This window comes from Massilia sp. 2TAF26, from assembly GCF_052115005.1.
Classification (GTDB): domain Bacteria; phylum Pseudomonadota; class Gammaproteobacteria; order Burkholderiales; family Burkholderiaceae_D; genus Telluria.
On sequence record NZ_JBFRFV010000008.1, the window covers coordinates 166,915 to 191,858 of the forward strand.

Annotated in this window: 24 protein-coding genes; 9 read left to right on the forward strand and 15 right to left on the reverse strand. The window is 66.6% G+C overall.

Annotated elements, in window-relative coordinates; translation table 11 throughout:
* Nucleotides 1-26: 26 nt before the first annotated feature.
* From AB4Z32_RS11110 to AB4Z32_RS11125, 4 genes are all read right to left on the reverse strand, one after another.
* Nucleotides 27-887, reverse strand: coding sequence for a protein-L-isoaspartate(D-aspartate) O-methyltransferase (locus AB4Z32_RS11110; protein WP_442121897.1), 861 nt, complete (start codon nucleotides 885-887; stop codon nucleotides 27-29).
* Nucleotides 884-1,621: a 5'/3'-nucleotidase SurE gene (gene surE / locus AB4Z32_RS11115; RefSeq protein ID WP_442121898.1), complete on the reverse strand. Its 738-nt coding sequence runs from the start codon at nucleotides 1,619-1,621 to the stop codon at nucleotides 884-886. Before surE ends, AB4Z32_RS11110 begins: the two co-directional genes overlap by 4 nt.
* Before the next feature lie 177 nt (nucleotides 1,622-1,798).
* On the reverse strand, nucleotides 1,799-3,013 hold the full coding sequence (locus AB4Z32_RS11120; protein ID WP_442121899.1) for a hypothetical protein: 1,215 nt from the start codon (nucleotides 3,011-3,013) through the stop codon (nucleotides 1,799-1,801).
* 8 nt (nucleotides 3,014-3,021) lie between these two features.
* Nucleotides 3,022-3,630 (reverse strand): toll/interleukin-1 receptor domain-containing protein, encoded by a 609-nt coding sequence (locus tag AB4Z32_RS11125; RefSeq protein WP_442121900.1) that lies wholly within the window; start codon nucleotides 3,628-3,630, stop codon nucleotides 3,022-3,024.
* A gap of 160 nt (nucleotides 3,631-3,790) precedes the next feature.
* Between AB4Z32_RS11125 and AB4Z32_RS11130 the strand changes: the two genes are divergently transcribed.
* Nucleotides 3,791-4,777 (forward strand): NADPH:quinone oxidoreductase family protein, encoded by a 987-nt coding sequence (locus AB4Z32_RS11130; RefSeq protein ID WP_442121901.1) that lies wholly within the window; start codon nucleotides 3,791-3,793, stop codon nucleotides 4,775-4,777.
* Nucleotides 4,774-5,025, forward strand: coding sequence for an MbcA/ParS/Xre antitoxin family protein (locus tag AB4Z32_RS11135; protein WP_442121902.1), 252 nt, complete (start codon nucleotides 4,774-4,776; stop codon nucleotides 5,023-5,025). Before AB4Z32_RS11130 ends, AB4Z32_RS11135 begins: the two co-directional genes overlap by 4 nt.
* A gap of 16 nt (nucleotides 5,026-5,041) precedes the next feature.
* Here the strand turns inward: AB4Z32_RS11135 and AB4Z32_RS11140 are convergent, their stop codons facing one another.
* Nucleotides 5,042-6,523, reverse strand: a complete 1,482-nt coding sequence (locus AB4Z32_RS11140; RefSeq protein WP_442121903.1) for an alanine/glycine:cation symporter family protein — start codon at nucleotides 6,521-6,523, stop codon at nucleotides 5,042-5,044.
* A gap of 43 nt (nucleotides 6,524-6,566) precedes the next feature.
* On the opposite strand from AB4Z32_RS11140, the gene AB4Z32_RS11145 reads away from it, so the two are divergent.
* A complete protein-coding gene (locus AB4Z32_RS11145; RefSeq protein ID WP_442121904.1) occupies nucleotides 6,567-7,346 on the forward strand; it encodes an SOS response-associated peptidase in 780 nt (259 codons plus the stop codon).
* 35 nt (nucleotides 7,347-7,381) lie between these two features.
* Here the strand turns inward: AB4Z32_RS11145 and AB4Z32_RS11150 are convergent, their stop codons facing one another.
* Nucleotides 7,382-9,490: an ATP-dependent DNA helicase gene (locus AB4Z32_RS11150; RefSeq protein ID WP_442121905.1), complete on the reverse strand. Its 2,109-nt coding sequence runs from the start codon at nucleotides 9,488-9,490 to the stop codon at nucleotides 7,382-7,384.
* Nucleotides 9,491-9,536: 46 nt separating this feature from the next.
* Complete coding sequence (locus AB4Z32_RS11155) at nucleotides 9,537-9,737, reverse strand: YdcH family protein (protein ID WP_442121906.1); 201 nt, start codon at nucleotides 9,735-9,737, stop codon at nucleotides 9,537-9,539.
* Between the two features lie 176 nt (nucleotides 9,738-9,913).
* On the opposite strand from AB4Z32_RS11155, the gene AB4Z32_RS11160 reads away from it, so the two are divergent.
* Entirely contained in the window at nucleotides 9,914-10,717 is an 804-nt protein-coding gene (locus tag AB4Z32_RS11160; RefSeq protein WP_442121907.1) for a PP2C family protein-serine/threonine phosphatase, read from the forward strand.
* A gap of 32 nt (nucleotides 10,718-10,749) precedes the next feature.
* Here AB4Z32_RS11160 and AB4Z32_RS11165 read toward each other — a convergent pair whose 3' ends face one another.
* The 6 genes from AB4Z32_RS11165 to AB4Z32_RS11190 all read right to left on the reverse strand — a co-directional run bounded on the left by AB4Z32_RS11165 (nucleotide 10,750) and on the right by AB4Z32_RS11190 (nucleotide 18,882).
* Entirely contained in the window at nucleotides 10,750-11,448 is a 699-nt protein-coding gene (locus tag AB4Z32_RS11165) for a hypothetical protein (RefSeq protein ID WP_442121908.1), read from the reverse strand.
* 14 nt (nucleotides 11,449-11,462) lie between these two features.
* Nucleotides 11,463-12,560, reverse strand: a complete 1,098-nt coding sequence (gene zapE / locus AB4Z32_RS11170) for a cell division protein ZapE (RefSeq protein WP_442121909.1) — start codon at nucleotides 12,558-12,560, stop codon at nucleotides 11,463-11,465.
* 130 nt (nucleotides 12,561-12,690) lie between these two features.
* Nucleotides 12,691-14,124, reverse strand: coding sequence for a dihydrolipoyl dehydrogenase (lpdA, locus tag AB4Z32_RS11175; protein ID WP_442121910.1), 1,434 nt, complete (start codon nucleotides 14,122-14,124; stop codon nucleotides 12,691-12,693).
* A 125-nt stretch (nucleotides 14,125-14,249) separates the two neighbouring features.
* Complete coding sequence (locus AB4Z32_RS11180) at nucleotides 14,250-14,588, reverse strand: PspC domain-containing protein (RefSeq protein ID WP_442121911.1); 339 nt, start codon at nucleotides 14,586-14,588, stop codon at nucleotides 14,250-14,252.
* A gap of 70 nt (nucleotides 14,589-14,658) precedes the next feature.
* Nucleotides 14,659-15,939, reverse strand: coding sequence for a 2-oxoglutarate dehydrogenase complex dihydrolipoyllysine-residue succinyltransferase (odhB, locus tag AB4Z32_RS11185; RefSeq protein ID WP_442121912.1), 1,281 nt, complete (start codon nucleotides 15,937-15,939; stop codon nucleotides 14,659-14,661).
* 87 nt (nucleotides 15,940-16,026) lie between these two features.
* Nucleotides 16,027-18,882, reverse strand: a complete 2,856-nt coding sequence (locus AB4Z32_RS11190) for a 2-oxoglutarate dehydrogenase E1 component (RefSeq protein ID WP_442121913.1) — start codon at nucleotides 18,880-18,882, stop codon at nucleotides 16,027-16,029.
* Between the two features lie 311 nt (nucleotides 18,883-19,193).
* On the opposite strand from AB4Z32_RS11190, the gene AB4Z32_RS11195 reads away from it, so the two are divergent.
* From AB4Z32_RS11195 to AB4Z32_RS11215, 5 genes are read left to right on the forward strand one after another with little or no spacing between them, the layout of a single operon-like run.
* Nucleotides 19,194-19,859: a PepSY-associated TM helix domain-containing protein gene (locus AB4Z32_RS11195; protein ID WP_442121914.1), complete on the forward strand. Its 666-nt coding sequence runs from the start codon at nucleotides 19,194-19,196 to the stop codon at nucleotides 19,857-19,859.
* 32 nt (nucleotides 19,860-19,891) lie between these two features.
* On the forward strand, nucleotides 19,892-20,416 hold the full coding sequence (locus AB4Z32_RS11200) for a DUF2271 domain-containing protein (RefSeq protein ID WP_442121915.1): 525 nt from the start codon (nucleotides 19,892-19,894) through the stop codon (nucleotides 20,414-20,416).
* A 9-nt stretch (nucleotides 20,417-20,425) separates the two neighbouring features.
* Nucleotides 20,426-21,268, forward strand: a complete 843-nt coding sequence (locus AB4Z32_RS11205; RefSeq protein ID WP_442121916.1) for a DUF4198 domain-containing protein — start codon at nucleotides 20,426-20,428, stop codon at nucleotides 21,266-21,268.
* A 10-nt stretch (nucleotides 21,269-21,278) separates the two neighbouring features.
* The gene (locus AB4Z32_RS11210; protein WP_442121917.1) at nucleotides 21,279-22,295 is read left to right on the forward strand and encodes an FAD:protein FMN transferase; all 1,017 of its coding nucleotides are present in this window, start codon (nucleotides 21,279-21,281) and stop codon (nucleotides 22,293-22,295) included.
* Between the two features lie 2 nt (nucleotides 22,296-22,297).
* On the forward strand, nucleotides 22,298-23,638 hold the full coding sequence (locus AB4Z32_RS11215) for a sulfite reductase subunit alpha (RefSeq protein ID WP_442121918.1): 1,341 nt from the start codon (nucleotides 22,298-22,300) through the stop codon (nucleotides 23,636-23,638).
* 16 nt (nucleotides 23,639-23,654) lie between these two features.
* On the opposite strand, the gene AB4Z32_RS11220 is transcribed toward AB4Z32_RS11215, so the two are convergent.
* Complete coding sequence (locus tag AB4Z32_RS11220) at nucleotides 23,655-24,224, reverse strand: hypothetical protein (protein ID WP_442121919.1); 570 nt, start codon at nucleotides 24,222-24,224, stop codon at nucleotides 23,655-23,657.
* A 120-nt stretch (nucleotides 24,225-24,344) separates the two neighbouring features.
* Complete coding sequence (locus tag AB4Z32_RS11225) at nucleotides 24,345-24,917, reverse strand: hypothetical protein (protein ID WP_442121920.1); 573 nt, start codon at nucleotides 24,915-24,917, stop codon at nucleotides 24,345-24,347.
* Nucleotides 24,918-24,944 lie beyond the last annotated feature (27 nt).

Here is a 24,944-nt window from a genome sequence, read left to right on the forward strand (position 1 = left end):
AATTCTGTTACGACTTTCTGGCATTCTCATACGATGCCTGGCCGCAGCGGGACAAAATGGCAGGCTTCCAGCGTCTCGCTGGCCCATTCCGATGTGCCGGTGCGGGTGATGCGCTGCAGGTGCTGGACCTGAGCGCCGACGGGCGCCACCAGACAGGCGCCGATGGCCAGCTGCTCGAGCAGTGCGCGGGGCACCTCGAGACCGGCCGCCGCCAGGATGATGCCGTTAAAGGGAGCAACCTGCGGGAGCCCAAGCATACCATCTCCATAGTGCAAGCGCAGATTAGGGATGCGCAAGGGCCGCAGATTGGCCTTGGCCAGCTCGTGCAGCGGCTTGATGCGCTCGATCGAATACACCTCCTGGGCCACGCAGGACAGGACCGCCGCCTGGTAGCCGCAGCCGGTGCCGATCTCGAGTATGCGGCGCAGCGGCTGGCCGCTACCTTTGAGCAACTCGATCATGCGGGCGACGATGTACGGCTGCGAAATCGTCTGATTATGGCCGATCGGCAGCGAAACGTCCGCATAAGCCTGGCCCAGCAGGGCCGGCTCGATGAACATATGGCGCGGCATGGTTTCCAGCGCGGCCAGCACCTGCCGGTCCTTGACACCCTGGCGCGCGACGTGGCCCGCCATCGCCCGCCGCGGCGCTTCGGTGGCGGCGAGGTCGGAGCGCGCCAGCGGCTGCTGGGGCGTGGCCTGGGGCGCGGTGCCTGCCTGGGCCGGACGCGCGGGCGCCGGCGCCGGGCGCGTCTGGGCCTGGCTGGTGCGGGCATTCTGGGTGGCCGTCTGCGGCGTCGCCATCGGCCCCGGCGCCACCGGCTTGCGGGCCGCGGGGCTGGTCACGGAAGACAGCGGCAGGGGGAAATTGCTGCGCTTTTCACTCATTCCAGCCATCCTCGCAGCGCGGCCAGTTGTTCGCGGTGGGTCAGGTCCACCTGCAGGGGCGTGATCGACACCCGTCCCTGGCTGGTGGCAAAGAAATCGGTACCCTCGCCGGCATCGCGGCAGGCGCCCGGCGCGCCGATCCAGAAGATCTCGCGGCCGCGCGGATCCTGGCCGCGGATCACGGGCTCGGCCTGGTGGCGGCGTCCCAGGCGGGTCGCGGTCAGCGGCCCCATCTGCTCATACGGCAGGTTCGGGATGTTCACGTTCAGCAGGAAGGGGGCTTCGAGGGTCTCGAAGCGGCGCAGCACGATGTCGCGTGCCACGCGCGCGGCCGACTCGACTTCGGACCAGCCGGAGTGGACCTGGGAAAAGGCGATCGCCGGGATACCGAACAGATAAGCCTCGGTCGCGGCCGCCACGGTGCCGGAATACAGGGTGTCGTCGCCCATGTTCTGGCCGTTGTTGATGCCGGAAACGACCAGGTCCGGACGCTGGTCCAGCATCCCGGTCAGTGCGATGTGCACGCAGTCCGTCGGGGTGCCGTTGACAAAATAGAAACCGTTCGCAGCTTTCGACACCGACAGCGGCCGGTCGAGCGACAGCGAGTTGGACGCGCCCGAGCGATTGCTGTCGGGAGCGACCACCACGATGTCGGCAATGCCGGCGAGTGCATCGGCCAGCGCCTGGATGCCAGGCGCGAGATAGCCGTCGTCGTTACTGATAAGGATTCGCATGCGTGCGATTTTACCCGAAGCAACGGGGGTATCGACGACCGCGGCTGCACATTTATTGCTCATCGGGATGCACGCGGCGGCGGCGGCCCGGCGCCGGCGCGGCTTGCCGTCGCGCAAGCGCCACAACCGCGCCCGGCCGGCCCGGCCGCGGACCCGCTCGCGGACCCGGTGGCGGACTCAGTGACGGACAGGTCGCCTGCCCTCTTCCATCGCATGCAGTCCCTCTTCCAGCGCGATCACATGCTGCTCGAAGCGGCGCGCCGCTTCCAGTTCGTCGCCCTGCTGGCCCAGGTAGAGCTGGCCCAGGCGCGCCAGTTCGCGCGCCAGCGGCGGCGCCTGGGTATCGCCGGCGCGCTCGCGCAGGGCCTCGACCGCCTGCACCAGGCGCACCTCGGCCAGCGGCCGCCACGGAACATGGCCCGGCTCCATCCACTCGAGCAGGGTCTCGATGCTGCGCACCGGGCCCAGCCGGTCGCGTTCGGCGCCGCGCGCGGCGAACCGGCGGGCCTCGCCCAGGCTGGCGGACGGCAGCTGCACCTCGTCGAGATAGCTGTCGAGCGCGACGCCGTCGAGGCCGTAGCACTCGCCCAGCAGCTTTTCGAGCGCCGCCTGGTAGCCGGCGCCGTCCTGGCGGGCATCGCCATGGCGCCAGCCGAGGCGTTCCTCGACGCCGCCGTCTGGCGGGCTGGGCAGCGGGTAGACCATGAGCGGACGCTGCTCGTCCTCGTGGCTGCAGCGGTAGTCGAGGGCGCGCCGCACCACGCCCTCCAGGCCTTCCAGGCTGCGCGGCTCGGGCGTGAACAGCCCGACCATCCTGTCGGGCAGCAGCGCGGTGCAGACGCTGGTGGCGGCCGAGCGGCCGCTGCGGCAATCCACCAGCACGTGGGCAAAGCGTCGCGTCAGGTGGGCGGCGAAGCCGCGGAACAGGGCCGGGCAGGCGCAGAACAGCGCGTCCCAGTCGAGCCGGTCGACCCGTTCGCCGTAGCTGTCGTCGAAGCGGCCGGCGCGCATCAGGTACAAGGGGCGGCTGTCGTCGACTCTTTCGAGGTAGCTGTCCCAGTCGAGGCCGTCGAGCACGCGCTCGGCCAGCTCGCGGGCCTCGTCGGACGGCGCTCGCCCGAGAACGCGCAGCTGCTCGCGGCACGCTTCGAACAGCTCGAGCACGCCCTGGCGTTCGTGGTGCGGCCGGCCGCCGGAAAAATAGTGGTGCAGGCCCGGCGCTTCGAGGTCCCAGTCGATCATCAGCACGGGTGTTTTTGCATGATTTCTTCCAGACAATAGCCATGCGGCATGAGCAAGCGCGCGACTACGCGCGCCCGCGCCATCATAGGCGTAAAACGTCGTCACCTCGCCGGCCACGGCCGGCGCAGCGGTGATGCGGTTGGTATCCATGTTTCTCCTCATTTTTTGGGGAAGGTGATATCCGTGATCTCGCGCCATGGGGGTGGGACATCGGGGAGCATGAAATGGTTGCAGTCATGCTCCTGCGGCATGTGTTTTTTCAGGCACTGATAATGCGCGACGATGCGCCGGACCATCTTGTCGATGTCGGGCAGGAAGTCGGGATTCGATTTCAGGTCGCCGGTCGCCATCGTGAAGCGGGAGAAATCGACGTAGAAGCTGGATTCCATGATCTGCCGGGGCAATTGCTCCGGATGCTGGGTCATGATGACGGGAATGATCAGGTGGCTGGGCAGCGCATACCACTTGCCGCGCTCGATCTCCAGTTGGCGCATGGCGGCGTACTCGCGCCGCGTGTAGGCGTGGGCTTCGTATTTCGGGGTGTAAATCAGGATCATGCAGACGCTCTCGCACATCGCGCGAGCGATCTTGCGGTCGAGGTCGTCGCCGCCGCCAAGCTGTTCGGTATCGACGAAGAGTTCATCTTCGTTGTCGAAGTAGGGTTCCAGATAGCAGCGCAAGGCGTCCACCAGGGTGGCCTTGAAGCGCTGCATGAGCTCGTGCCGCCCATGGGCATAGCTGAAGAAACAGCCGTAACGGATCGACATTCCCTATTCCCTTTCATCGCCGCCACCGGCAGCGGACCCTGCTGACTCTAGCAAGCCATGCATCCCGCATGTTGTGGAAGCACAAGCGCCCCGCCAGCCTCGGCCGTCGTGCCTTGCGGCATAATCCCGACTTTGAAGTGGCATCGAACAGGAGAATCAAATGAAAGCCGTCGTCTGCAAGGCGTGGGGCCCACCGGACAGCCTGGTGGTGGAAGAACGTGCGGACCTGGTTCCGGCAGCGGGACAGGTGGTGGTCGACGTGAAGGCGGCCGGCGTCAATTTCCCGGACGTGCTGACCGTGCAGGGCAAGTACCAGGTGAAGCCGGAACTGCCCTTCACCCCGGGCAATGAATTTGCCGGCATCGTGCGCGCGGCCGGCGACGGCGTCACCACCTGGAAGCCGGGCGACCGCGTGATCGGCTTCACCCGCACCGGCGCCTTCGCCGAGCAGGCCCTGGCCCCGAGCGAGATGCTGATGCCGATGCCGCCCGACATGGACTTCGACGTCGCCGCCGCCATCACCCTCACCTACGGCACCTCGCACCACGCGATCGTCGACCGCGGCGCCCTGCAGCCCGGCGAGACCATGCTGGTGCTGGGCGCGGCCGGCGGCGTCGGCCTGGCGGCGATCGAGATCGGCAAGGCCCTCGGCGCGCACGTGATCGCGGCCGCCTCCAGCCCCGAGAAACTGGCGGTGTGCAAGGCCCACGGCGCCGACGTCCTGATCGACTACAGCAGGGAAGACCTGCGCGAAGCGATCAAGGCGGCCACCGGTGGCAAGGGCCCGGACGTGGTCTACGATCCGGTCGGCGGCGTCTACAGCGAGCCGGCGCTGCGCTCGATCGCCTGGCGCGGACGCCACCTGGTCGTCGGATTTGCCAACGGCGAGATCCCGAAGCTGCCGTGGAACCTGATGTTGCTGAAAGGCGCCTCGGTGATCGGCGTGTTCTGGGGCGACTTCGTGCGCCGCGAGCCGCAGGCGAACCTGGCGGCGATGCGCCAGATGCTGGGCTGGATGGCGGAAGGCAAGTTGCGTCCGCTGGTATCGCGCCGCTACGCGCTGGCCGATACCGCAACGGCATTGAACGACATGGCCGAACGCAAGGTCACGGGCAAGGTCGTGATCGTACCGGGAGAAGGAAAATGAGCAAGGACGAACAATTGAACCCGGACGGCCTGGCCGCCCTGCGCGCCCGCTTCGAGCAGCAGTCGCGCAAGGCCCAGGCCTATTACACGGCCATGCACGCGGTGCGCGCCGTGCTCGGCGGCGACGATGCGGCCGGCGCCTGGATGGAGGCGCCGCTCGCCGCATTCGAGGGCCGTACGCCGGCCCAGTTGGTGAACGAAGGCCGCGTGGACGAGCTGCTCGCCCACGTGCGCACCCTCAAGGCCTGAGGGCTCGCGCCATCGCTTAATCTGCCGGGGCCGCCTCGCGGGCCCGGCCTTCGCGCTGATGCAGCCCGGCGGCGCGCTTTTCCCAGTAGTGGGCGTTGGGAATGCCCAGCGCCACCGGATCGAATTCCGGATCCTTCCCGAGCGCCTTCTGCGCCTCGTAGTCGCGCAGGCACTTGAAGGCGGTGTTGCGCATCAGCAGGATGGCGACGATGTTCAGCCAGGCCATCAGGCCCACGCCCAGGTCGCCCATCGCCCAGGCGACGTCGGCCGTCTTCACCGTGCCGTACACGGTCGCGCCGATGATTACGACCTTCAGCAGGAAGTTCATCCAGGGACGCGGCGTGTGGCGGTTGATGTAGGCGATATTGGTTTCGGCGATGTAGTAGTAGGCGACGATGGTCGTGAAGGCGAAGAACAGCAGGGCCAGCGCGACAAAGATCGAACCGAAGCCCGGCAGCACGTTTTCCAGCGCAGTCTGCACATAGCCGGGACCGGCCGCCACACCCCGCACACCCTGGTAGATGTGGCTGCCGTCGGCGCGTTCGACGTTGTACTGGCCGGTAATCAGGAGCATGAAGGCGGTGGCCGAGCACACGAACAGGGTGTCGATATACACCGAGAAGCCCTGCACCAGGCCCTGCTTGGCCGGGTGGCTGACCTCGGCGGCCGAGGAGGCGTGCGGGCCGGTGCCCTGTCCCGCCTCGTTCGAATACACGCCGCGCTTGACGCCCCACTGGATCGCCATGCCGATGATGGCGCCGAAGCCGGCGTCCAGGCCGAAGGCCGAGCTGAAGATCAGCTTCATCACATGCGGCAGCTGGCCGATGTTCAGGAAGATGATGACCACGGCCACGATGATGTAGGCCAGCGCCATGAAGGGCACGACGATCTCGGCGAAGTGGGCGATGCGCTTGACGCCGCCGAAGATGATGAAGCCGAGCACGATTACCAGGCCGGCGGCGGTGACGTTCGGGTCGATGCCGACCGCGGTCCTGAGGCCGTCGGCAATCGAGTTCGCCTGCACGCCGGGCAGCAGCACGCCGGTGGCCACCACGGTCACGGCCGCGAACAGCCAGGCATACCATTTCACGCCCAGGCCCTTCTCGATGTAGAAGGCCGGACCGCCGCGGTATTCGCGGTTGATCTGTTCCTTGTAGACCTGGCCCAGGGTCGATTCGACGAAGGCCGAGCTGGCGCCCAGGAAGGCGACCGCCCACATCCAGAACACGGCGCCGGGGCCGCCGAAGGTGATGGCGGTGGCGACGCCGGCGATGTTACCGGTGCCGACCCGGCCCGCCAGGGTCATCGCCAGCGCCTGGAAGGAGGACACGCCCTGTTCAGAGCTCTTACCTTCCATCATCAGCCGCGTCATCTCGCGCATGTGGCGGACCTGCAGGAAGCGCGAACGGACCGAAAAATACAGTCCGGCGCCCAGGCAAAGGGCAATCAGGGCCGGGCTCCAGACGTAGCCGTTGATGGCGTTGACCAACTCATTCATCGATAATGTCCTCCTTGGAGTGAAGTCGCTTACAAAGTTGTATATGCAACAATTTCCAACAAGATACCCGAAGCGCCTGAACCTGCCTATCACTTTTTCCGCCGGGCGCGGCGCCTGCTATGATGACGTCATCATGTGCGTCAATTACCGCCCTCCCCTGCCCGAACAGCTGGACATGGTCCTCGGCACCCTGGTCGACTTGTACAGGGACTGGGACTGGCCCACCGAAACCTGGAAAGACTACCTGGCGCCGATCGTGCGCTCGGATGCGAACAACCAGCGCATCCTGAGCCTGGCCAGCTACGGCATGGTCCCGCGCCGCCACATCCCGGCCGGCGTGAAGGTCTTCGATACGATGAATGCGCGCGCCGAGTCGATCGGCGAGAAGCGTTCCTTCGCGCCGGCCTGGCACCGCACCCAGTTGTGCGCGGTGCCGATGACCTGCTTCTACGAACCGAACTACGAAAGCGGGAGGGCCGAGCGCTTCGGCATCGGCATGGCCGACGAGGCGCCCTTCTTCGTGGCCGGACTGTGGCGCGAGTGGCGCGAGATGGACGGCAAGGTGGCGACCTCGTTTACCCAGATCACCATCAACGCCGACGAGCACCCGCTGATGAAGCGCTTCCACAAGCCGGGCGACGAGAAACGCGCGCTGGTGGTGCTGCCGCCCGAGGACGTGGATGCCTGGCTGGCCTGCCGCGATCAGGAACTGGCGCGCAGCTTCCTGCGGCATTATCCGGCCGAGCGGATGAAGGCATGGGCGGCGCCGGCGGCGCCGCGGGCGAAGAAGGTGGTGGTGCCGGAAACGGGATCGCTGTTCTGACGTCACGCGTGGGCACGGCGTGCCCACGTTTCACATCAAGCGGCCGGTGTCGGCTGCTTGAAAAAATCGATCACGTCCGCCTGCACCCGCGTACGGCGGAACGGCGGCAGGCTCTGCCAGATGCGGCGGCCGTAGGGCTTGCTGATCACGCGCGGGTCGCACAGCATCAGCACGCCGCGGTCGTCGACGTCGCGGATCAGGCGCCCCGCGCCCTGCTTCAGGTTGATGATCGCTTCCGGCAGCGTGTGGTGGACGAAGCCGTTCATGCCCTTCTTTTCCATCACCTCGATGCGCGCCGCCAGCACCGGATCGTCCGGCGGGGCGAATGGCAGCTTGTCGATGATGACCAGCGACAGCGCCTCGCCGCGCACGTCCACGCCTTCCCAGAAGCTCTGGCTGCCCACCAGCACGGCGTTGCCGGCGCTGCGGAAGGAATCCAGCAGCTCGGTGCGGCCACGCTCGCCCTGCACGAACAGCGGGAATTCCAGGCCGCGCGCGGCGAATTCCTCGCGCAGGCGCTCGGCCACGCGGTTCACCGCGCGGATCGTCGTGCACAGGAAGAAGCAGCGTCCGCCTGCCGCCTCGATCACCGGCAGCGCCATGTCGACCACCGCGTCGGTATAGCCGAAGGTGTTCGGCTCCGGCAGGCCGGTCGGCACGTACAGGATGCCCTGCTCCTGGTAGTTGAAGGGGCTGGGCCAGGTGCGCGCCGGCTCGCCGGTCATGCCCATCTGCGACGTGAAATGCTTGAAGTCGCTCTTCACGGCCAGAGTGGCCGAGGTGAAGATCCAGCTGCGCGGCGTGCTTGCGCGCTGGCCGGCGAAGATCGGCGCGATCGACAGCGGGGTCTTGTGCAGCTGCAGCGAGGACGAGAAGGCCTCGACCCACAGCACCGCGTCGGCGCCGCCGAACTCGTTGTAGTTAGTCTTATCCTTGTCCTTTTCCTTCGGATCCTTCTTGACCGGGGCCTGCTTCCAGCCCTTGAAGTTTTCCAGCAGTTCCACCGCGCGCCCGCGGCACTGCTCGATGGTCTCGGCGCGCTCGGCGTTTTCTTCGAGTACGTCGACCATGCCTTCCAGTTCTTCCTTCAGCTTTTCCAGGGCCGGGAAGAAATCCGAACTCGGCGGAATCTGCGGCAGCGACAGGCGGGTGCCGCCTTCCGGGAAGGTCAGGCGCAGGTCGCGCGCGGCCTTCTCGACCACCATCACGACCTTGGCCCAATCCGGGCCGCCGCGCGCGTGGGCGAGGCCTTCGGCCAGCACGTCGCGGCACAGTTCCAGCGCCTGGGAAGTCGACACCGTGGTGCCGAAGAACAGGGTTGCGACTTCCGGCAGCTGGTGGGCCTCGTCGAAGACGATGGTGTTCGCCGACGGCAGCAGTTCGGCCATGCCGCCTTCTTTCAGCGCCACGTCGGCGAAGAACAGGTGGTGGTTGACCACGACCACGTCGGCCTGCTGGGCCTCGCGGCGCGCCTTCATCACGAAGCAATCCTGGTAGTACTGGCATTCCTGGCCGACGCAGTTTTCGCGGGTCGAGGTGACCAGGTTCCACACGGACGCCGTCTCGGGCACCTTGGCCAGCTCGGCCTTGTCGCCCGAGTTGCTCATCTTGATGAAGCGCGAGATCTCGCGCAGGTGGCCGACGTCGTCGCGCGAGGTCAGGCGGCCGTTCTGCAGCGTGCGCTCGAGGTGGTAGTGGCAGACGTAGTTGGCGCGGCCCTTCAGCAGGGCCACCGAGACCGGCGCGCGCAGGGCCTGGCGCACGTTCGGGATGTCGCGCGAGAACAGCTGGTCCTGCAGGTTCTTGGTGCCGGTCGAGATGATGGTCTTGCCGCCCCATAACAGGGCCGGCACCAGGTAGGCGAAGGTCTTGCCGGTTCCCGTGCCGGCCTCGGCGATGAGGGTGCCCTGGTTGCCGATGGCGTCGGCGATCGCCTTCGCCATCTCGGTCTGCGACTGGCGCGGCCTGAAGCTGCCGACGGCGGGCGCGAGCGGGCCGTTTGGGCCGAAGATGCGGTCGATCTCGGCGTCGTATTTACCCGGCGCGGCAGGTGCATGAGACTCGGCGCCGGACTCGGCGGACGAATCGGCGGGAGGCGTTGCGGCGGCGTCGGCAGGAGTGGCCTCGGCATCGAGGCCGGGCATGGGCAGGTGATCGGTCAAAGTCGTCGGAAAGGGTAAAACTGCCAGCTTACGCCGGCACGTCCGGCACCAACTGCATTTTCAGCAAAGTGATGTGATCCTTCAGCTGCAGCTTGCGCTTCTTCAGACGGCGCAGCTGCAACTGGTCGGAATGGCCGTCGCGGGTCAGCATGTCGATGACAGCGTCGAGGTCGCGATGTTCCACGTCGAGTTCAATAATACGGCGATGGATCTCCTGGACGTCGATCATAGTGGACATTTCCGAACTAAAGGGCTGATGTTGGGTGGGAAGACGCGAATCGTCGTGATTCTTCGTTACGGCTTGCAACTGTAGTTGCAACTGTAGTGCAAACCAGTGCATAGTTTAATCTACGCCGACGTTGCCGCCAACAAAGATCGGCACGCCGGTATCGGAAAGCCACGTTTATGAGTTCATACAAGTTAGAAGCGGGAACCGCGCAGCACATCGGCAACCGTCCGCAGCAGAACGACCGGGTCGCCCTGATGACGGGCGCCCGCGCTCCCGGATACGTGCTGGCGGTGCTGTCCGACGGCATCGCCGGCGCGGCCGCTTCGGAACAGGTGCTGCACACGGCCAAGCAGGTGTTCGACCTGTTCAAGCCCGGTGACGGTCCCGCCGTCGAGCGTTTGGAGCAACTGCTGCGCGACATCGTGCAGGAGACTCACCTGGTCATCAAGATGAACGCGGTCAGCCATCAACTCGATGCCCACGCCAGCTTCGTCGGCCTGCTCCTGAGCCCGCACGGCGAAGCCGTCTGGGCGCACGTCGGCGACTCCCGCCTCTACCACTTCCAGAACGGCGCCTGCCTGGCGCGCACCGGGGACGCGGCCTATATCGAACACCTGGTCTCGAGCGACCGCCTGCCGCCCGACGCGGCGAAGAACCACCGCAAGTCCAAGCTGCTGCTGAATGTGCTGGGCAATGGTCGCAAGGATCCTTACGTCACCGTCGGCCACCATACGGACCTGGCCGCTGGCGACGTCTTCCTGCTGGCGTCGGACGGCTTGTGGCACTTCTTCACCGATGCCGAACTGGGCGCCGCGACCTCGCGGGCGACGCCGCGTCAGGCGGCCGAGATGCTGATCAACAAGGCGGGCGAACGCGCCCAGGGCAAGGGCGGCAATTGCACGATGGCGATCGTCAAGCTGGTGCAGCCGCCCCAGGAAGTGGGTAATTACACGGTGCAAAAGCTCAGGCGCGCCGTGTGACCCAGGGTGGGCACGGTGTGCCCACCCTAGCCTTACTGCGCCGGGGTCGGGGTCGGCGCTTTGGCCGCCTTGGCCTTGTCTTCCTCGGCTTTCTTCGCCTTCGCCGCCCGTTCCGCCTTCTTGCGCGCGACTTCGCGCTGGCGCTCCTCCGACTCGGCCTTGCGGCGTTCGAAGTCGCGCACGCTCTGGGCGCGCTTCGATGCGTCGGCGGCGTCCTTGGCCTGGGCGGCCTTCAGGCGGGCGTCGCGCTCGGCGATGCGGCCCGGCGCGGTGGGCGCACGCGGCGGCGGCGCTTCCTCGACGGTTTTCGGCGGCCGCGGCGGTTCGGTGGCCATGCGGGCTTCCTCTTCGCGGTAGCGCTTGTCGGCATCAAGCAGCTTGCGGTCGCGCTCGTCGACCGCGGCCTGGCGCTTGAAGCGCTCGGCCTGCACCTCGATCGCGCGCTGGGCCGCCAGGGCGCTGCGGCGCTGCTCCTTGGCTTCGTCCAGGCAGCGGTTCACGAAGAACTTGTCGTAGCAGACCCGCTCGCGCTCGGCGAAGCGGGACTCGATGATCGCGCGTTCGCGGACCACGGCGGCCAGTTGCTGGTCGGCCTGGTCCACGGAGCTGACCGGCGGCGGCGGCACTTCGCGCGGCGCCGGGCGGTTGGCGGCGCAGGCGGCCAGCAGGGCGCACAGCAGGGCTCCCTGGGCGCCAAGGACGGCGCGGCGCATGAACGGATGAGCTTTCATCTTCTTTTTTTCCTTTAGGCGAGCGAGTCGGCAGCGCCGCGGCGCTCGGCCACCATGTATTCGCGCGATTGCATCTCAATGATACGCGACACCGTGCGATGGAACTCGCCCGCCATCGCGCCTTCCGTGTACAGCTGTTCCGGCGCCACCTCGGCCGACATGATCAGCTTGACCTTGTGGTCGTAGAAGACGTCGATCAGCCAGGTGAAACGGCGCGCCGCCGAGGACATCGACGCCGACATGCGCGGGATGCCGGACAGGATCACGGTGTGGAACTGGCTGGCCAGCTCCAGGTAGTCGTTCTGCGAGCGCGGGCCGTTGCACAGGGTCGCGAAATCGAACCAGATCACGCCGCCCGCGCGCCGCAGTGCGCGCAGCTCGCGCTGTTCGATGTGCACCACCGGGCTTTCGTCGGCGGTGTCGGCGATCTTCGCATAGGTCTCGCGCAGCGCGTGGTCGCTGGCCGCGTTCAGCGGCGTGTAATAGGCCTGCACCTGCTCCAGCGTGCGGTGGCGGTAGTCGATGCCGGCGTCGACATTCATCACGTCCAGTTTGTCCTTCAGCAGCGCGATGGTCGGCAGCATGCGGTCGCGGTGCAGGCCGTCCGGATACAGCTTGTCCGGATCGTAGTTCGAGGTCATCACGAAGGACACGCCGTTGGCGAACAGGGCGGACAGCAGGTTGTACATGATCATCGCGTCGGCGACGTCGTTGACGTGGAATTCGTCGAAGCAGATCAGGCGGTATTTCTTGGCGATGCGCTTGGCGACCTCGATCAGCGGGTCTTCCATGCCTTTCAGCTCGTCGAGCTGGCGGTGCACGGCGCGCATGAATTCGTGGAAGTGCAGGCGGGTCTTGCGCACCACCGGCACCACCGAATAGAAGCTGTCCATCAGGAAGGACTTGCCGCGCCCCACCCCGCCCCACATGTACACGCCCTGCGGGACGTCGGGACGGTTGATCAGGCGCTTGAAAGCGGACGACCGCTGGGCCTTGTAGTGGACCCAGTCGTCGTACGCCTGCTGGAGCCGGTCTACCGCGCGCTGCTGGGCCGCATCGGACTTGAAACCGCGCTCGGTCAGCGCGTGCTGGTAATACTCTTGGACGTTCATGGAATACCGGTGGATTAACGCAGCGTGGGCAGCGTTTCGGGCTAGATGCCCGAAGCGCAAAGTGCCCACCCTGCGGATGCCGACGGCCGGCATGCAGGGTGGGCAGCCGTGCCCACGTCACGTGTATTGCTTAGAAGTTCAGCGAACGCTTGTCGACGGCGAGCGCGGCTTCCTTGGTCGCTTCGGACAGGGTCGGGTGAGCGTGGCAGATGCGGGCGATGTCTTCGCTTGATGCCTTGAACTCCATCGCGACCACGGCTTCCGAGATCAGCTCGGAAGCGACCGGGCCCACGATGTGGACGCCCAGGATCTCGTCGGTGGCCGCGTCGGCGATCACCTTGACCATGCCGGTGGTGTCGCCCAGCGCGCGCGCACGGCCGTTGGCCATGAACGGGAAGGTGCCGGCTTTATACGCCACGCCATCCTTCTTCAGCTGCTCTTCGGTGCGGCCGACCCAGGCGATTTCCGGCGAGGTGTAGATCACCCACGGAATCGTGTTGAAGTTGACGTGGCCGTGCTGGCCGGCGATGCGCTCGGCAACCGCGACGCCCTCTTCTTCCGCCTTGTGCGCCAGCATCGGGCCGCGCACGACGTCGCCGACTGCCCAGATGCCCGGCACGCCGGTGCGGCACTCGTCGTCGACGGCGACGAAGCCGCGCTCGTCGAGCTGCAGGCCGACGGTCTCGAAGCCCAGGCCGATGGTGTTCGGCACGCGGCCGATCGAGACGATCAGGCGGTCGAATGTCGCGGTCTGTGCGGCGCCGCCGGCATCGGCGTATTCCACGGTGACGCTGTTGTCGCCCTTGGTGATGTTACCGATCTTCACGCCCAGGTGGATGTCCAGGCCCTGCTTGGCGAAGGCCTTCTGCGCTTCCTTGGCGATCTGCTGGTCGACCGCGCCCAGGAAGGCCGGCAGGCCTTCCAGCACGGTGACCTTGGCGCCGACACGGCGCCACACGGAACCCATTTCCAGGCCGATCACGCCGGCGCCGATCACACCCAGCTTGGCCGGGACGGCGTCGATGGCCAGTGCGCCGGTGTTCGACAGGACGAGCTTCTCGTCGAACGGGGTGCCCGGCAGTTCGCGCGGGTTCGAGCCGGTGGCGACGATCACGTTCTTGGCGGTGATGGTGTCGTTGGTCGGGCCAGTGACGTTGATCGTGAAGCCTTCGCCTGCCTTGCCTGCGAGGGTACCGCGGCCGTGGAAGAAGGTGACCTTGTTCTTCTTGAACAGGTAGACGATGCCGTCGTTGTTGGCCTTGACCACGCCATCCTTACGCTTCAGCATCTGGGCCAGGTCCAGCTCCAGGCCCTGCACGTTGATGCCGTGCTCCTTGAAGGCGTGGCCGGCGTGCTCGAAATGTTCCGACGATTGCAGCAGCGCTTTCGACGGGATGCAGCCGACGTTGGTGCAGGTGCCGCCCAGGGCCGGACCGCCCTTGGCGTTCTGCGCCTCGTCGATGCAGGCGACTTTGAAGCCCAGCTGGGCAGCGCGGATGGCGGCCACGTAGCCGCCGGGGCCGCCGCCGATCACGACGACGTCAAATTGTTTTTCGGTGCTCATTATTCAATCCTTTTATTGGCCACTCATCCGTCGTTCCCGCGAAGGCGGGAACCCAAGTTCTGCTTGAACTATCGATACGCATACAAACTTGGATCCCCGCCTTCGCGGGGACGACGAGCTGGCAATTATTCTTCCGGTACGAAGATCCACAGCAGCAGGTAAATCACCGCCCCGAACCCGAACGTCAGGGTGAACAGCGCGAAGACCAGCCGCCACACCCACGATTCCACACCCGAGGCCTTGGCCAGGCCGCCGCATACGCCGCTGATCCAGCGGTCGGTGCGCGAGCGGCGCAGGGTGTTGAGCTCGTCGGCGAAGCTGCCGTTGCCGCTCGATGCGGTGCCCTTGTTCAGGTTCACCGTCGACGAGGACAGGATCTTCGCCTTGGCCTGTTCGAATTCGGCGTCGGTCAGGGCGCCGGCCTGGTGCAGCTCGTGCAGGCGCTTGATTTCATCGGCAATCATGGTGACTCCCTTCCATCATTCAACAGCACAAAATACACCGGGCCTTCGGCCCTTTCCGACCCGCGGGTGATTACAGGTCCAGCAGCAGGCGGGCCGGATCTTCCAGCGCGTCCTTCATGGCCACCAGGCCCAGCACGGCTTCGCGGCCGTCGATGATGCGGTGGTCATAGGACATGGCCAGGTAGTTCATCGGACGGATCACGATCTGACCGTTCTCGACCACGGCGCGGTCCTTGGTCGCGTGCACGCCCAGGATCGCCGACTGCGGCGGGTTGATGATCGGGGTCGACAGCATCGAACCGAAGGTGCCGCCGTTCGAGATCGAGAAGGTACCGCCGGTCAGGTCTTCCAGGGTCAGCTTGCCTTCCTTGGCTTTCTGGCCGAATTCACCGATCTTCTTCTCGATTTCGGCGATCGACATCTGGTCGGCGTTGCGCAGGATCGGCACCACCAGGCCGCGCGGCGAACCGACGGCGATACCGATGTCGAAGTAGCCGTGATAGATGATGTCGTTACCGTCGACCGAGGCGTTCAGGATCGGGTACTTCTTCAGCGCGTGCACGGCGGCCTTGACGAAGAAGGACATGAAGCCCAGCTTGACGCCGTGTTGCTTCTCGAAGTTGTCCTTGTACTTGGCGCGCAGGTCCATGACCGGCTTCATGTTGACTTCATTGAAGGTGGTCAGGATCGCGTTGGTCGACTGCGATTGCAGCAGGCGCTCGGCGATACGGGCGCGCAGGCGGCTCATCGGCACGCGCTCTTCCGGACGGTCGCCCAGGTTGGCCGGGGCCGGGGCAGCGACTTGCTGCAGGGCCGGCCGGGCCGCCGCTGCGGGGGCGGCTTGCTGCTGCAGCGGTGCCGGAGCGGCCGGCGCAACGCCTTTGTTGGCGACGGCGGCCAGGGCGTCGCCCTTGGTCACGCGGCCGTCACGGCCGGTGCCGGTGGCGTCGGCGGTGCTCATGTTGTTGTCGGCCAGGATCTTGGCGGCGGCCGGCATGGCGACGTCGCCTTTCGAGCCGGTGGATGCGGAAGCCTGCGGTGCCGGTGCCGCGGCCGGTGCGTTGGCGACCGGCGTCGAGCTGATGCCGATCGGGCTGGTCTGGGCCGAAGCTTCGGTATCGATGATGGCGATGGTCTCGCCCGAGACGACGGTGGCGCCGTCGGCCTTGATCAGTTGCACGATCACGCCTGCGTTCGGGGCCGGCAGTTCCAGGACCACCTTGTCGGTTTCGATGTCGATCATGTTCTCGTCGCGCGAAACGGCTTCGCCGACTTTCTTGTGCCAGGACAGCAGGGTCGCTTCAGCAACCGATTCCGACAGTTGGGGGACCTTGACTTCGATTTGTGCCATTTAAAACTCCGTTATTTATTCTTTGCGAAAACCCCGCGCCGTCTGAAACGGCGCGGGGTGCTCATGGGCTTGCGATCTACCGATCTATTACTTGGTCAAAATGAAGCCCTTGAGCTTCGAAAACGCGGTTTCCAGCAGTTCCTTCTGCTGCGCCACGTGCTTGTCGGCGTAACCGACGGCAGGCGACGCGGAAGCCGGACGGCCGGCGTACGACAGGCGCTGGCCCGACTCCATGCTTTCGAAGAGGTTGTGCTGGATCTGGAACCAYGGRCCCTGGTTCTGCGGCTCGTCCTGKRCCCACACCACTTCGGTCGCGTTCGGGAACTTCTTCAGTTCGGCGACGAAAGCCTTGTGCGGGAACGGATACAGCTGCTCGATACGCACGATCGCGGTGTCGTTCGCATTGCGGGTCTTGCGGGTGTTGACCAGGTCGTAGTAGACCTTGCCCGAGCAGACCAGCACGCGCTTGACCTTGTTGGCGTCGATCTTGTCGTCCAGTTCGCCGATCACGGTCTGGAAGCCGCCCTTGGCCAGGTCGGTCAGCGGCGAGCCGGCGTCCTTGTTACGCAGCAGCGACTTCGGCGTGAAGATCACCAGCGGCTTGCGGAACTGGCGCACCATCTGGCGGCGCAGCAGGTGGAAGATCTGGGCGGCGGTGGTCGGCTGCACGACCTGCATGTTGTGGTCTGCGCACAGCTGCAGGAAGCGCTCGATGCGTGCCGACGAGTGCTCCGGACCCTGGCCTTCGTAGCCGTGCGGCAGCATCAGCACCAGGCCCGAGGCGCGGCCCCACTTGACTTCGCCCGACGCGATGAACTGGTCGATCACGACCTGGGCACCGTTGACGAAGTCGCCGAACTGGCCTTCCCAGATGGTCAGGGTGTTCGGCTCGGCGGTCGAGTAGCCGTATTCGAAGCCCAGCACCGCTTCTTCCGACAGCACGGAGTCGATGACGGTGAAGTTGGCCTGGTTGTCCGACACGTTTGCCAGCGGCAGGTAGATGCCCTGGTCCCAGCGCTCGCGGTTCTGGTCGTGCAGCACGGCGTGGCGGTGCACGAAGGTGCCGCGGCCGGCGTCCTGGCCCGACAGGCGGACGGCGTAGCCCGACGACAGCAGCGAAGCGTAAGCCAGGTGTTCGCCCATGCCCCAGTCGAGGTTCATCTCGCCCTGGCCCATCTTGGCGCGGTCGCCCAGCACCTTCTCGACCAGCGAGTGCAGCTTGAAGTTTTCCGGCACGGTGGTGATGCGCTGCGACAGGCGCTTCAGCTCGGTCAGCGGCACGGCGGTGTCGGCGGCGTCGGTCCACTTCTTGTTCAGGAACGGCGCCCAGTCGACGGCGTACTTGTTCTTGAAGTCGGTCAGGACCGGATCGATGGTGTGCTTGCCGGCGTCCATGGCGTTGCGGTACTCGGCCACCAGCTGGTCGCCGCCGTCCGCGGCGATGGTGCCCTGCGCAGCCAGCTTGTCCGCGTACATCTTGCGGGTGCCCGGGTGCTTGGCGATCTTCTTGTACATCAGCGGCTGGGTCAGGGCCGGGGTATCCTGCTCGTTGTGGCCCAGCTTGCGGTAGCAGACGATGTCGACCACGACGTCCTTATGGAACTCGGTGCGGTAGTCCATCGCGATCTGGGTGGCCAGCACGACGGCTTCCGGATCGTCGGCGTTCACGTGCAGCACCGGTGCTTCGATCATCTTGACCACGTCGGTGCAATAGATGGTCGAACGGGCGTCGCGCGGGTCCGAGGTGGTGAAACCGATCTGGTTGTTGATGACGATGTGGACGGTACCGCCGGTGCCGTAGCCGCGGGTCTGGGCCAGGTTCAGGGTTTCCATGACCACGCCCTGGCCGGCGAATGCGGCGTCGCCGTGCACCAGGATCGGCAGCACTTCCTTGCCCTTGCGGTCGCCGCGGCGTTCCATGCGCGCCTTGACGGAGCCTTCCACGACCGGATTCACGATTTCCAGGTGCGACGGGTTGAACGCCAGCGACAGGTGGACCGGGCCGCCCGGGGTCGAGATGTCGCTCGAGAAGCCCTGGTGGTATTTCACGTCGCCTGCCGGCAGGTCGTCGGCGTGCTTGCCTTCGAATTCTTCGAACAGCTCGGACGGGGCCTTGCCCAGGGTGTTGACCAGCACGTTCAGGCGGCCGCGGTGGGCCATGCCGATCACGATTTCCTGCACGCCCTGCTCACCGGCGCGCTGGATGACTTCGTCCATCGAGGCGATGAAGGACTCGCCGCCTTCCAGCGAGAAACGCTTGGCGCCGACATACTTGGTGTGAAGATAACGCTCCAGGCCTTCGGCCGCGGTGAGGCGCTCGAGGATGTGCTTTTTCTTTTCTGCGGTGAAGCTCGGGGTCGAACGGAGCGATTCCAGCTTTTCCTGCAGCCAGCGCTTCTCGGTCGGGTCGCTGACGTACATGAACTCAGCGCCGATCGAACGGCAGTAGGTATCGCGCAACATGTTCAGCAGGTCGCGCAGCGATGCGTCTTCCTTGCCGAAGTAGGTGTTGCTGATGTTGAATTTGGTGTCGAGGTCGGCTTCGGTGAAACCGTAGAAGGCGGGGTCCAGTTCCGGGATCGGCGGGCGCTCCTGGCGCTGCAGCGGGTCCAGGTTGGCCCAGCGGGAACCGAGGTAGCGGTAGGCGGCGATCAGCTGGGTGACCGACACGCGCTTGCGGCCGAGTTCGGCATCCGGGGAGGCGCTGACGGTGCGGATCGGACCTTGCTTGGCACGTTCGGCGAAGGAGGCAATCACGGAGGAGTGATCCACGTCCGGCTTGGCGGTACCGTCGACGGCGGGCATGTGCTGCATCGCGTCGAAATAGGCGCGCCAGTTGTCCGGCACCGAGCCCGGGTTGTTCAAATATGCTTCGTACAACTCTTCAACGTACGGCGCATTACCGCCGAACAGATACGAGTTGGCTTCGTATTGTTGCATCATTCTTGCTCACCTTTCTTCGCGCTTCGCGAGTTTGGGGCGGGTTAGTCTAACCTTCCGCGACACGGCCTGACCGGTTAGCGGATCGCACTTACTACTCAAGTTGTGGGGGAAGGACTCTACAAGCGGGACATTTGCGGTGGATCAATGCAGCAGATCATCGCCGCGTGCTGCCAATTTGCGCACGACATTGTAACGCAAGCGGCCCAGCACGACAGCGAGGAGAGTTGTTTTTATTTGTTACTGTGTGGCATCGAGTGTGCCATCTCAGCGGCCGAGTTGACCAGCTAAATGATAATCGTTATCATTTGCCCATGCATACGACCAGCTCTCCTCAATCCAGCCAGCCATCCGCCTCCCTTCCCGGCCCCGGCCGCGCAGTCTGGCTGCGCCAGCTGCACCAATGGCACTGGATCAGTTCCGCCATCTGCCTGATGGCGATGCTCCTGTTCAGCATCACCGGCTTCACACTGAACCACGCCTCGCAGATCGAGGCGAAGCCGCAGGTCACGCGCCAGAAAGCCGCGCTGCCGGCCCCGCTGCGCGAACGCCTGGCAGCCTTCGCCGAAAGCCATGCCGACGCCAAGCTGCCGCTGCCGGATGAGGTGGCACGCTGGGCCAACCAGTCCTTCCCGGTCGACGTGCGCGGCCTGGACGCCGAATGGAGCGAAGAGGACGCCTACGTCGCCCTGCCCCGCCCGGGCGGCGACGCCTGGCTGCGCATCGGCGTCGACGGCCAGGCCGAATACGAGAAGACCGACCGCGGCTGGATCTCCTGGCTCAACGACATGCACAAGGGCCGCAACGCCGGCGCCGTGTGGAGCTGGTTCATCGACATTTTCGCCGGCGCCTGCCTGGTGTTCTGCATCACCGGTTTCCTGATCCTGAAATACCACGCCGCCAACCGGCCCTCGACCTGGCCGGTGATCGGCTTCGGCATCGTCCTGCCGATCGTGCTGGCCCTGCTGTTCGTTCACTGAGTTTGCTTCCTACCAACTACGAAAGAAAGTCCATGAAACTGTCCCGATCGCTCGCGCTGACGCTGCCGCTGGCTCTGCCCCTGGTATCGAACGGCGCGATGGCCGCCGACCTGACCGTCAAGTTCGAACTGCCGCAGCTGAACGTGGCCGAGTACCACAAGCCCTATGTAGCGATCTGGATCGAGCGCGCCGACCAGGGCGTGGCCTCGCCCCTGGCGGTGCTGTACGACGTCAAGAAGAAGGACAACGCCGGCACCAAATGGGTCAAGGACCTGCGCACCTGGTGGCGCAAGGCCGGCCGCGACGTCGAGCTGCCGATGGATGGCGTGTCCGGCGCGACCCGCCCGGCAGGCCTGCAGACCATGAACTTCTCGACCGCCAGGGCCGGCCTGGACAAGCTGCCGGCCGGCGACTACAAGCTGGTCATCGAGGCCGCGCGCGAAGCCGGCGGCCGCGAACTGGTGCGCGTGCCCTTCACCTGGCCCGCCAAGGGCAAACTGGCCGCGAGCAGCTCGGGCAAGGAAGAGCTGGGCGCGGTATCGATCTCGGTCCAATAAGGAGGCAGCATGCAAGCCCGATTCATGAAACAGTTCGTCATCGCCGCCGCCCTCGCCGGCATCGCCTGCGCCGCCCAGGCCCACCGCCCGTGGATGCTGCCGACCAGCACCTTCATCGAGACCGAGCGCGAAGCCTGGGTCACGATCGACGGCGCCGTCTCGGAAGGCCTGTTCAACGTCGACCACATGCCGCTGCGCATGGATGGCCTGACCGTCACCGATCCGGACGGCCAGACCGCGCCCGCCCCGGCCGCCACGGTCGGCAAGTTCCGCTCCAGCGTCGACCTCAAGCTGCCGAAGGACGGCACCTACCGCGTCACCCTGGCCGCGACCAACGTCATGGGCAGCTACAAGCTGAACGGCGAGATGAAGCGCTTCCGCGCCACCGAACAGACGGCGGACAAGGAGATCCCGGCCGGCGCCACCGAGGTCAAGCGCACCACCATGGTCCAGCGCCAGGACACCTTCGTCACCCTGAACAAGCCGAGCAACGGCGCCCTCAAGCCGCTGGGCACCGGCCTCGAAATGGTGGCCGTCACCAATCCGACCGAGCTGCGCGCCGGAGAGAAAGCCACCTTCCGCTTCCAGCTGGACGGCAAGCCGCTGCCGAACTTCCCCTTCAGCCTGATCCCCGGCGGCGTCAAGTACCGCGGCACGATCAACGAAGCGCGCCTGAGCACCGACGCCAAGGGCGAAGCCAGCTTCACGCTGCCGGCGCCGAACATGTACTGGCTCAGCGCCAAGTATCCGGCAACTGAGCCGGCGAATGCGCCACGCGGCCCGGGCGCGGAAGGCCCGGCGGACGCCAAGCGCTACAGCTACTCGGCGACCCTCGAAGTCCTGCCGGAGTAAGCGGTCCAGCATGCGCGCCGTTCTCGTTCCGCTGGACATCGATCCGCTCCTGCCCGAAGCCGGCAGCCGCCCGCACGGGCTGGCCGGGACCTCGATGGGCACCGACTGGTCGGCGCGGATGCTGCTGCCTCCCGGCGTCGATGCCGAATTGCGGGGCGTCCTGCAGCAGGAGCTGGACGAGATCGTCGCGCAGATGAGCCACTGGGACGGCGGCTCCCTGCTGTCGCGCTACAACCGCGCGCCGGCGGGCAGCTGGCATCCGCTGCCGCCGCAATTCTTCGCGGTGATGGACTACGCGCTGTCGGTGCATGAGGACAGCGGCGGCGCCTACGACCCGGCCGCGGGCGCGCTGGTGAACCTGTGGGGCTTCGGCCCGACCGGCCGCTACGACCAGGCCGGCTTCTACGCCCCGGGCCACGAAGCGGTGGCCGCCGTGATCGCCCGGCGCCAGGACCAGCGGCCGCGGCTCGACCGCGAAGGCCGGCGCCTGTACCAGCCCGGCGGCGCCATCCTCGACCTGTCCTCGGTGGCGAAAGGCTACGCGGTCGACTGCCTGGCGCAGCGCCTGCAAGCGCTGGGCGTGCGCCACTACCTGGTCGAAGTCGGCGGAGAACTGCGCGGCGCCGGCGTCAAGGCCGATGGCCAGCCCTGGTGGGTCGAGCTGGAAGGCGTGCCCGATACCGACACCGCCGGCGCAACCGTAGCGCAGTCGGTGGTGGCGCTGCACGGGCTGGCGGTCGCCACGTCCGGCGATTATCGCCGTTACTTTCACCATGCGCGCCGGCGCGCCTCGCACACCCTGGATCCGCGCACCGGCGTCCCGATCGACAACGGCGTCGCCTCGGTGACGGTGCTGGCGCCGACCTGCATCGCGGCCGACGCCCTCTCGACGGCGCTGACCGTGATGGGCCTTGCGGCCGGCCTGCCCTACGCCGAACAGCGCGGCCTGGCGGCCCGCTTCCTGCTGCGCACCGACGAGGGCCTGCGCGAAATCGACACACCGGCCTGGCGCGCGCTGCTGCAATGAACATGATGACGATCGAACCGCTGCGCTGGGGCAGCGCCCTGCTGCTGTCCAGCGGCTACCTGGCGATGTGCGCCGCGTATTTCCGCGCGGCCCGCGCCCGCACCAGGGCAAGCGCCGCGCCGGCCGATTGGCTGGTTGTCTACGCGAGCCAGACCGGCAGCGCCGAAGTCCTCGCGCGCCGCAGCGCCGAGCTGCTCGCCACCGGCGGCCTGGCGGCGCGCGCGGCCTGCATCTCCAGCCTCGACGAAGCCGGCCTGCGCGGCGCGACGCGCATCCTGTTCATCGCCAGCACCTACGGCGAAGGCGACGCCCCCGACACCGCCGCCCGTTTCGCCGCCCGCCTGATGGCCGAGGGCGTCGATCTGCCCCACCTGCACTACGCCGTGCTGGCCCTGGGCGACCGCAGCTACGCCAACTTCTGCGGCTTCGGCCGCGCCCTCGACGCCTGGCTGGCGCAGGCCGGCGCCACGCCGCTGTTCGACCGCATCGAGGTCGACCGCGGCGCCGCGAAGGCGCTGGAAGACTGGCAGCACCACCTCGGCCGCCTGGCCGGCACCATCGACGCCCCCGACTGGGAAGCGCCGGCCTACGCCGACTGGCGCATCACCGAACGCGAGCTGCTGAATCCGGGCAGCCTGGGCGCTCCCCTGTACCGCCTGGCGCTGGCGCCCGTGGACGGCCAGTTGCCCGCCTGGGAAGCCGGCGACCTGGCCCAGGTCAGCGCCCCGGCCGACCCCGGACACCCGCGCGAATACTCGATTGCGTCCATCCCATCCGACGGCCGCCTGGAACTGCTGGTGCGCCTGCAAAGGCACGAGGACGGCAGCCCCGGCGCCGCTTCCGGCTGGCTGTGCGAAAGCGCGGCGTCCAGCGATGCGATCCGCCTGCGCATCCGCGAACACGCGCGCTTCCGCCTCGGCGACAACGCGCGCCGGCCCATGCTCCTGATCGGCAACGGCAGCGGCCTGGCCGGCCTGCGCGGCCTGCTGCGCGCCCGCGTCAAGCTCGGCGTGAGGGAAAACTGGCTGCTGTTCGGAGAGCGCAACAACRCCCACGACTTCCTGCTGCGCGGCGAACTGGAAGGCTGGCGCGAATCCGGCTGGCTACAGAAGCTCGACCTGGCGTTTTCGCGCGACCAGCAGGCGCGCCTGTACGTGCAGGACGCGCTGCGCGCCCAGGCGCCTTTCGTGCGCGAGTGGATCGAACGCGGCGCGGCGATCTATGTGTGCGGCAGCCTGCAGGGCATGGCGGGCGGCGTGCACGACGCGCTTGGCGGCATTCTCGGCCAGGAGCTGCTCGAGCAGCTGGGCGCCGAGGGCCGCTACCGGCGCGACGTGTACTGAGCGCTGTATCGGGCGCTCAGGCCCACAGCTTTTTCCACCAGCCGGTCTTCGGCCTGGCCCACAGGTCCTTCAGCTCCTGGAACGGGACCGCATCGAATGCGGGGTCGGTCTCGGCGTAGTGGAAGCCGCCGAACTCCTTCGCGAGGATCAAGGGGATGTCCGCCAAGAAGTAGCCGTCCAGGTCCTCGCTGTCGTCCGGCGTGACGTTCGCCAGCAGTTCCTGGAAGCGCGGCGGCAGCTCGCCTTCGTGGCCGAACTCGTACGGGTCTTCGCTGCCGGCAAAATAGACCTGCCAGATCCGCCTGCCGTCCCGCCACAGTTCGGACATCGCCCAGGACACGTGCTCCTCGACCGAGCAGGCCAGCGCTTCGCAGCCCGCCGACAGCCGGGCCATGCTGTCGGCCTCGATGATGCGGTGCGCGCAGTCGAGGGCCGCGACCATCTGGGCGCCGCCGGCCAGGGGATGCGCGGCGATATCGGTCTCGAGGATGTCGCAGTCTCTCCCCGTCGGCGCCAGGTCGAGCCTGGCCAGGATGGTGTCCGCATCGAGTCCCTTGACCGCGACCCACGCCAGCGAAATGCCCATGATGTCCCTATCCTTATCAGCCTGGAATCCGGACAAGCTTATCAGGGCGCGGCGGCGCGAAATGCGCGCTTTGTCACGTGCGGCGGGGCCAATCACGTGCCATCAAGCTGACTTTTCGTCCTACTCTTCCCACCTGACGGGAACGTTCAGCACTTCGCGCTCGTTCCACGCCTGGACCGTCGCGGACACCACCGTCGGCTTCGCGGACGCCGCCGTGATCGGCTTCGTGTACTGCAGCGTCTGGGTGTAGTACCGGTATCCCGGGCCCAGGCGCTCCGCGACCAGCCGGCTGGCCTTCCGGCCGGCTTCGCCGTCCAGGACGCGCACCTGGACCACGGCGGCGCCCGCCGCGAGGACGATGCCGATGACCAGCGGGATGCGCGCGCTGTGCACGGGCCGGCCGGCGCGTGCGCGTGCCGCAAGCAGCAAGGGGTGACTCAGGGCGCCCGCCGCGATGCCCATCATCGCCATCCAGAGCAGCCATGGAATGCAGCTCAGGGCGAACGGAATCGGGTACAGGCGGATCTGGGTGAGCGTCAGGCTGGCGGGGACGACGACGAAAGGCAGGACCAGCCCGAGCAGCATTCCGCCGATCACCAGCAGCGCCAGCCAGCGCACGACGGCATGCACCTTCAGGCCGCCGAACAGGATCAGGAGTCCGGCCAGGATGCCGATGATCCTGAAATTGATCATGCCCGGCGGGGCAAACAGGACCCCGTA

What these genes read in the sequence shown, in the direction of transcription:
- AB4Z32_RS11110 (WP_442121897.1), bottom strand. Translation starts at nt 887, where the DNA reads ATGAGTGAAAAGCGCAGCAATTTCCCCCTGCCGCTGTCTTCCGTGACC.
- surE (WP_442121898.1), bottom strand. Translation starts at nt 1,621, where the DNA reads ATGCGAATCCTTATCAGTAACGACGACGGCTATCTCGCGCCTGGCATC.
- AB4Z32_RS11120 (WP_442121899.1), bottom strand. Translation starts at nt 3,013, where the DNA reads ATGGATACCAACCGCATCACCGCTGCGCCGGCCGTGGCCGGCGAGGTG.
- AB4Z32_RS11125 (WP_442121900.1), bottom strand. Translation starts at nt 3,630, where the DNA reads ATGTCGATCCGTTACGGCTGTTTCTTCAGCTATGCCCATGGGCGGCAC.
- AB4Z32_RS11130 (WP_442121901.1), top strand. Translation starts at nt 3,791, where the DNA reads ATGAAAGCCGTCGTCTGCAAGGCGTGGGGCCCACCGGACAGCCTGGTG.
- AB4Z32_RS11135 (WP_442121902.1), top strand. Translation starts at nt 4,774, where the DNA reads ATGAGCAAGGACGAACAATTGAACCCGGACGGCCTGGCCGCCCTGCGC.
- AB4Z32_RS11140 (WP_442121903.1), bottom strand. Translation starts at nt 6,523, where the DNA reads ATGAATGAGTTGGTCAACGCCATCAACGGCTACGTCTGGAGCCCGGCC.
- AB4Z32_RS11145 (WP_442121904.1), top strand. Translation starts at nt 6,567, where the DNA reads ATGCAACAATTTCCAACAAGATACCCGAAGCGCCTGAACCTGCCTATC.
- AB4Z32_RS11150 (WP_442121905.1), bottom strand. Translation starts at nt 9,490, where the DNA reads ATGCCCGGCCTCGATGCCGAGGCCACTCCTGCCGACGCCGCCGCAACG.
- AB4Z32_RS11155 (WP_442121906.1), bottom strand. Translation starts at nt 9,737, where the DNA reads ATGATCGACGTCCAGGAGATCCATCGCCGTATTATTGAACTCGACGTG.
- AB4Z32_RS11160 (WP_442121907.1), top strand. Translation starts at nt 9,914, where the DNA reads ATGAGTTCATACAAGTTAGAAGCGGGAACCGCGCAGCACATCGGCAAC.
- AB4Z32_RS11165 (WP_442121908.1), bottom strand. Translation starts at nt 11,448, where the DNA reads ATGAAAGCTCATCCGTTCATGCGCCGCGCCGTCCTTGGCGCCCAGGGA.
- zapE (WP_442121909.1), bottom strand. Translation starts at nt 12,560, where the DNA reads ATGAACGTCCAAGAGTATTACCAGCACGCGCTGACCGAGCGCGGTTTC.
- lpdA (WP_442121910.1), bottom strand. Translation starts at nt 14,124, where the DNA reads ATGAGCACCGAAAAACAATTTGACGTCGTCGTGATCGGCGGCGGCCCC.
- AB4Z32_RS11180 (WP_442121911.1), bottom strand. Translation starts at nt 14,588, where the DNA reads ATGATTGCCGATGAAATCAAGCGCCTGCACGAGCTGCACCAGGCCGGC.
- odhB (WP_442121912.1), bottom strand. Translation starts at nt 15,939, where the DNA reads ATGGCACAAATCGAAGTCAAGGTCCCCCAACTGTCGGAATCGGTTGCT.
- AB4Z32_RS11195 (WP_442121914.1), top strand. Translation starts at nt 19,194, where the DNA reads ATGCATACGACCAGCTCTCCTCAATCCAGCCAGCCATCCGCCTCCCTT.
- AB4Z32_RS11200 (WP_442121915.1), top strand. Translation starts at nt 19,892, where the DNA reads ATGAAACTGTCCCGATCGCTCGCGCTGACGCTGCCGCTGGCTCTGCCC.
- AB4Z32_RS11205 (WP_442121916.1), top strand. Translation starts at nt 20,426, where the DNA reads ATGCAAGCCCGATTCATGAAACAGTTCGTCATCGCCGCCGCCCTCGCC.
- AB4Z32_RS11210 (WP_442121917.1), top strand. Translation starts at nt 21,279, where the DNA reads ATGCGCGCCGTTCTCGTTCCGCTGGACATCGATCCGCTCCTGCCCGAA.
- AB4Z32_RS11220 (WP_442121919.1), bottom strand. Translation starts at nt 24,224, where the DNA reads ATGGGCATTTCGCTGGCGTGGGTCGCGGTCAAGGGACTCGATGCGGAC.
- AB4Z32_RS11225 (WP_442121920.1), bottom strand. Translation starts at nt 24,917, where the DNA reads ATGATCAATTTCAGGATCATCGGCATCCTGGCCGGACTCCTGATCCTG.